The organism is Kitasatospora sp. NPDC057015 (assembly GCF_042673745.1).
Lineage (GTDB): Bacteria > Actinomycetota > Actinomycetes > Streptomycetales > Streptomycetaceae > Kitasatospora.
Genome location: NZ_JBHUSG010000134.1, coordinates 1 through 2,033 on the forward strand (window position 1 = coordinate 1; position 2,033 = coordinate 2,033).

A 2,033-nucleotide genomic window follows, 5' to 3' on the forward strand; every position below is an offset into this window, starting at 1 on the left:
CCGGGACGCTCGGATGACGCCTCTTCGCACCCGGGCCCAGGAGTACCTGGCGATGCGCCGCCGGCTCGGGTTCAAGCTGACCAGCCAGGGCCCGCTGCTGCTGGACTTCATCGGCTATCTGGAGCGCTCCGGGCAGGACCACATCACCACCGAGGCCGCCCTGAGCTGGGCGATGGCCACCCCCAACAGCACCAGTGAAATCTGGTGGAGCCGACGGCTGATGGTGGTCCGGATCTTCGCGAGGCACCTGAAACCGCTGCAGGCGGCCACCGAGATCCCGCCGGACGATGTGCTGCCCCATCACAAGTGTCGCCGCACCCCCTACCTGTATTCGCCCGACGAGATAACCGCGCTGATCACAGCGGCCGGCGCGCTCACTCCCCAGCTGCGGGCCTGGACCTATCGCACCCTGATCTGCCTGCTCGCGGCCACCGGCATGCGGGTCGGCGAGGCCTGCCGACTGGACCAGGGCGATGTCGACCTGGCCGCCGGGATCCTGACCGTCCGGGACTCCAAGTTCGGCAAGTCCCGCCAGGTCCCCCTGCACCCCACGGCCACCGCCGCGCTGAAGGAGTACGACCGCCGCCGCGACCAGTGGCACCCCGTCCCCAGCACCGTGGCGTTCTTCGTCTCCACCCGAGGCACCCGGCTGTCCGCACACAACGTCCCGCACGTCTTCGGGCCGCTGCTGCAGTCCGCCGGCATCCACCCCGCCCCAGGCCAGCGCCGTCCTCGGGTGCACGACCTGCGCCACTCGTTCGCGACCGCGACCCTGCGGGACTGGTACGCCGACGGCGGCGACGTCCAGGCCCGCCTGCCCTTGCTCTCGACCTACCTCGGCCACGCCGACCCGAAATCCACCTACTGGTACCTGAGCGGATCGTCCGAGCTGCTGGCCCTGGCCGCCACCCGCCTGGAACACGCACTCGGAGGACAGCCATGAGCGACCTGGCACCCCTGCTGCAGAGCTTCTTCACCGACAAGCTCACCCGCCAACGCCTCGCCAGCCCCCACACGTTGAGCGCCTACCGGGACACCTTCAAACTCCTGCTCGGCCACGCGCACCAGCGCACCACACGCCAGCCGGCCCAACTGGGCCTCGCCGACCTGGACGCCCCCGCCATCACCGCGTTCCTGCACCACCTGGAGACCGACCGGGGCAACACGGCCACCACCCGCAACGCACGACTGGCCGCGATCCACTCCTTCTTCCGCTACGCGGCACCCCGCGCACCCGAGCACGCCGCACTCATCCAACGCGTGCTGGCGATCCCACCCAAACGCTTCGACCGCGCCATCGTCTCCTACCTGACCAAGGAGGAGAGCGACGCCCTGGTCGCCGCACCCGACCGCACCACCTGGACCGGACGACGCGACCACGCCCTACTGCTGGTCGCCGTCCACACCGGGCTACGGGTCAGCGAGTTGACCGCACTGCGGCTCCAGGACACCCACCTCGGCCCCGGTCCGCACCTGCGCTGCCACGGCAAGGGACGCAAGGAGCGCTGCACTCCGCTGACCACACCGACGGCCAAGGTCCTCAAGGTCTGGCTGCGAGAACGCGCCGGCGAGAGCCCGGACCCGCTGTTCCCCACCCGGCGCGGGACCCCGCTCAGCCGCGACGCCGTCGAACACCTGGTGGCCAAGCACGCCAAGACCGCCACCATGGCCTGCCCGTCCATGACCGGCAAGAAGGTCAGCCCGCACACCCTGCGGCACTCAACAGCGATGGCGCTTCTCCACGCCGGAGTCGATCTCTCGGTCATCGCCCTATGGCTGGGACACGAATCAACCCAAACCACTCAGATCTACCTACACGCCGACATGACCATCAAAGAGAAGGCACTGGCCCGCACCACACCAGCGGGCAGCTCCCCGGGACGCTACACCGCCCCAGACACCCTTCTGGCGTTCCTCCAGACCCTCTGACCGCCACCAGGACCACTGGATTATGCCGGTCAGCCCAGCGTTCGCAGGCCCGTCACCAGCACCTTCACCACCCCGGTCGGCATAACCCGCACATCGGCATAAGC

Annotated in this window: 2 protein-coding genes; both read left to right on the top strand. The window is 69.4% G+C overall.

Going from position 1 to position 2,033, the window contains the following annotated elements; genetic code table 11:
- Positions 1–943 (top strand): tyrosine-type recombinase/integrase (locus ACFTWP_RS41575; protein ID WP_380270378.1); only part of this gene is annotated, 943 nt, incomplete at its 5' end.
- The gene (locus tag ACFTWP_RS41580) at positions 940–1,929 is read left to right on the top strand and encodes a tyrosine-type recombinase/integrase (protein ID WP_380270379.1); all 990 of its coding nucleotides are present in this window, start codon (positions 940–942) and stop codon (positions 1,927–1,929) included. The genes ACFTWP_RS41575 and ACFTWP_RS41580, both read left to right, overlap by 4 nt.
- Positions 1,930–2,033: the final 104 nt, after the last annotated feature.

Bases quoted from the DNA above. Each gene is read 5' to 3' on its own strand.
- ACFTWP_RS41580 (WP_380270379.1), top strand. From the start codon at position 940: ATGAGCGACCTGGCACCCCTGCTGCAGAGCTTCTTCACCGACAAGCTC.